The sequence below is a fragment of the Mesorhizobium sp. M7A.F.Ca.CA.001.10.2.1 genome (genome assembly GCF_003998575.1).
In the GTDB taxonomy this organism is placed as follows: Bacteria; Pseudomonadota; Alphaproteobacteria; order Rhizobiales; family Rhizobiaceae; genus Mesorhizobium.
Map to the genome: position 1 here is coordinate 1 of NZ_RZQY01000530.1, position 4,268 is coordinate 4,268.

Sequence of the window (4,268 nt, forward strand, 5' to 3'; positions counted from 1 at the left end):
GTCCCCTGCCGATATGGATTGCGCAGTCGCCACCATTGTTGACATAGGCGCGATCGAGCTTGCGGCCGGCAAGCAATGCGGCGAGCGTTTCGTCGGCTACCGATCCCGCGACGGCGGCCATCGGTGTTATGAAGCATTCCGCCAGGGGCATGACGGCTGCTTCCATGCGGCGCGCCGTCGGGCCGGCGAAGCTGCGCGGCGCCAGGAAAAACGCCGGTAGTCGCAATTCGGGGAGCTCCTCGACCAGCTCCATCAGGATCGTCTGGAACCGCGCTACCGCCTGTTCATAGGCTCGGCGGCATTCATCCGCCTCACCAAAAACCTCGACGATCAGGTCGATCGGCCCGTGGTTGAGATGGAGCCGCTTGCCGTCCTGCAGCCAGTTGGCTTGCGGGCCTTGCATCACCCGGCCCCGTTCGAGCCGGCACGGCGTAGCTGCGCGAGTGGCGGCCATGGATTGGTGGCTTCGGCGCCTGTGCCGCGGCGCGGATTGAGGTACTCACCGCCTTTTGCGACAATATCCTCGACGCTGCGGATCTCGGCCTCGTACCCGCCGAGCCTGACATAGTCGTCGCGGCGCAGCGTGAACTCGATAGGCGCCACCAGCGCCGGCGTCGGCACATAGCCGAAGGCACCCTCAGGCACTCTGGTGACATCGACCATCAGCGTGATGCCGCCGCCCGGCCAGACATAGACCGGCGCGCCGCCGACCGTGACATAGGTGGTCAGGCCCTGAACCGAGCGGGTGAGATTGACCGGGTTTTCGGTGACGCCGGCCCGCAGCGAGCCGCCGGCGCCGCCGATGAACAGCACTGTGCACAAAGCTGGCTCGCAATTGTCCTCGATCAGCCCGACCGACTTCTGCAGCCGTTCGGGGAAAGGTTTTTGCACCGGTTTCAGTTCGTCGTCGAGTTCGTAATAGGCGAACTGTTCGCCGGTGGTCGACACCATCAGCAGCGACAGCCCCGGCCGCGCGCCTTTCTTGGCGTTCCACTCTCCGAGGATCGACAGCGGGTCTGAAATGCTGGTGCCGCCCCAGCCCAGCCCGGGTTCGGACACCTTGAAATAGCGGCCCGGCGTCGCACGGCGGCCGATTATTTTTATCCCTGTATCCTGCCAGCCCAGCACCTTGCCGGCCTGATGCTCGGAAACGACGCCGGTGATGTGGTCGTCGACCACCACCACCTCGTCGACAAGGCCGCGCCATTGCGTGGCGAACATGCCGATGGTGGCCGAGCCGCAGCCGACGCGCATTCGGTGTTCCTGCTTGCCGTCGATGACAGGTGCTTTGCCGGCTTCGACTATGATGGTGGCGCCGCCGTCGATGGCCAGTTCCACCGGCTTGCGGTTGCACAGATTGAGCAGCGCGTCACAGGTGGCGCGTCCCTCGGCCTTGGAGCCGCCGGTCAGATGGTGCACACCGCCCAGCGACAGCATCTGCGAGCCATACTCGCCCGTCGTGACATGGCCGATCGCTTCGCCGGCTGCGCGGACTATTGCCGTCTCGGGACCGAGGTGACGGTCGGTATCGATCTTCACCTTGACGCCGCAATAGGAGAAGATGCCCTCGGTGACGACGGTGACGAGATCGACGCCTTCGACCTCCTGGCTGACGATGAAGGGGGCCGGCTTGTAGTCGGGATAGGTGGTGCCGGCGCCGATTGCGGTGACGAAGCGGCGGCCGGTGTTGACCAGTTCGCCGTCCCAGGCCTCGCCCACGGCGACGAACGGCACGATCGCCGCGCCGGTCTCGGCCGCATGATCGAGGATGGTCAGCGGGTCCGTCCGCACGATCCTGCCGCCGACATTGCCGTAGCGGTCGCATGCTCCGGTGCGCCCGTCAGCGATGTAGCACATCACCGGACAGGCATCGCAGCGGATCTTCTCCGCCACCAGCTTCTCGCCGGGATCATGGGTCTCGAAGCGTTCGGCAAGCTCGCTCATCGGCGTGCCTCCTTTTCGCGGATGCCATCTTTTTCGCGGATGCCAGCGCGGATACGCGTCGGCGTCGCCGGAATCTTGGTGACCAGCACGCCGGTGGCGTGGCGGATGGCATTGAGGATCGCCGGTGCCGTCGGGATCAGCACATGCTCGCCCAAACCCTTGGCGCCAAAGGGTCCTTCCGGATCCGGAACTTCAATCAGAATGGTCTCGATCGGCGGCACGTCGCCAATGGTCGGGATGAGATAATCGTGCAAATTCTCGGTGCGGCCGGGGATATACTCTTCCATCAGCGCCATGCCGATGCCTTGCGCAATGCCGCCTTCGATCTGGCCCTCGGCCAGCAGCGGGTTGATCGCCTTGCCGACATCATGCGCGGCGGTGATTTTCAGCAGCTTCACCGTGCCGAGCTTAAGGTCGACCTCCAATTCGGCGATCTGCGCGCCATAGCCGTAAACGGCGTAGGGTTTGCCCTGGCCCCTGGCGTCGAGGGGCAGCGTCGGCGGGTCGTAGGTCTCCTCGGCGCGAAAGACGAAGCCTTCGGTGTCTACATCCAATGTCGCGAGATCGACGCGGCGCGTGGCTTCACCTTCGCGGATGACGATCACGGGGCCGTCGAGCTGCAGGGCTGCGTTTTCGGAAACATTGGCGAAGCGCAGGATCGTTTCGCGCAAGGCGCGGCCGGCCTTTTCGGCCGCCTTGCCGGTTACAAAAGTCTGGCGCGAGGCCGAGGTCTTGCCGGCGTCGGGGGTGATGGCCGTATCGGCGCTCTTCAACTGGAATTTCTCAAGCGGCAGGCCGAGCGCGTCGGCGCATATCTGGGCGATGACCGTGTTGGATCCCTGGCCGATATCGACGGCGCCCTGGTGCAGGATGACCGTGCCGTCAGCCGCGATGCCGACCCGGATTGTCGACGGGTTGGGCAGCGAGGTGTTGCCGCAGCCATACCAGCAGGACGCGACGCCAACGCCGCGCTTTCTATCCCTGCTGGCACGGTTGAACGCATCCGCATCAGCCGTCGCGCGCACCCAATGCGGCTGCAGCGATTCGAGGCATTCGGCAATGCCGACGCCGGACTCCAGAAGCTGCCCGGTAACCGTTTCGGATCCGTTACGAAGGCAGTTCTTCAAGCGAAAATCGAGCCGGTCCATGCCGAGCTTGCCGGCTAGCTCGTCATACAGCGTCTCCTGCATGATCGTCGCTTGCGGCACGCCGAAGCCGCGGAATGCGCCGGAGATCGGCCCATGCGTGTGGATGGCGCGGCCTTCGGCGCGGTAATTCGGCGTCGCATAGGGTCCGGAGGCGTGCACCGGCACGCGGTTGGCCACGGTAGGGCCCCAGCTTGCATAGGCGCCGGTGTTGAAGTCACCTTCGAAGATCATGCCGGTGACAATGCCGTCGGCATCGGCGCCGATGGTCGCTCTCATCTCGGCCGGATGGCGCTTGGTGGTCGAAATCATCGATTCGGTGCGGGTGTAGGCAAGTGCCGCCGGCCGCCCCGTCTTCATCGCCACCAGGCCGATCAGCGGCTGCAGCGAAACGTCGAGCTTGGACCCGAAACCGCCGCCGGTCGCGGTCGGCACGATGCGCACCTTGTCGACGGCTAGGCCGAGCACCTTCGCCGTCTCGTCGCGGTCCATATAGGGCGCCTGGGTGCAGGCGACGACGACCAGCGTGTCGCCGTCCAGATAGGCATAGCCGGCTTCCGGTTCGATATAGGCGTGCTCGACATAGGAGGTGTCGATGGCGCCAGAGACGGTGAAAGCCGCGCCGGCAAGCGCTGCTTCCGGATCGCCGCGTTCGACGAAGCCGGAGGTCAGCAAGTTTGCCGCCCTGTTTTCATGAATGAGCTTGGCACCGCCGGCGCGCGCTTCGCAGGATTGGAGAACATGCGGCAATTCGGTCCAGCGGATCGGAAAATCCGAGAGGTCGAGATCGAGCATCGCCTCACGCTCGCCGGCAACCAGCGCCACCGCCTCACCGCGGAGGCGGGCAAACCCCTCAGCCAGCGCCGGCTGGTCGGCGAACGGGCCGATGACGCCGAAACAGTTTTTTCCCGGAATGTCGGCTGCTGTGAAGACACCGGCTATGCCGGGATGCGCCTTCGTCCAGCCGTCGAGGTCGCCGAAGGCGAAGCTGGCGTGATAATGCGGCGAGCGGACCACCAGCACGGCCAGCGCATCGGCGGGGAAGGAATCGCCGCCGAATTTCTCAGCCCCGGTGACCTTCGGCACGCCATCGAGCCGGACGGGCGAGGAGCCGATCGCATGGCCTGATCGAGGCAAGCGGAAATCGAGGCTTGCGCCCTGCAGGGACGCATCCATCAC

Annotated in this window: 3 protein-coding genes; all 3 read right to left on the reverse strand. The window is 65.2% G+C overall.

Features of this window, described 5'->3' with window-relative positions:
- Nucleotides 1–403, reverse strand: a 403-nt coding sequence (locus EN964_RS26525; protein ID WP_373565076.1) for a UPF0280 family protein, incomplete at its 3' end; no start/stop codon positions are given.
- Nucleotides 403–1,944: a 6-hydroxynicotinate reductase gene (locus tag EN964_RS26530; RefSeq protein WP_127276931.1), complete on the reverse strand. Its 1,542-nt coding sequence runs from the start codon at nt 1,942–1,944 to the stop codon at nt 403–405. The genes EN964_RS26525 and EN964_RS26530, both read right to left, overlap by 1 nt.
- Nucleotides 1,941–4,268, reverse strand: a 2,328-nt coding sequence (locus EN964_RS26535; protein WP_164776004.1) for a xanthine dehydrogenase family protein molybdopterin-binding subunit, incomplete at its 5' end; no start/stop codon positions are given. The genes EN964_RS26530 and EN964_RS26535, both read right to left, overlap by 4 nt.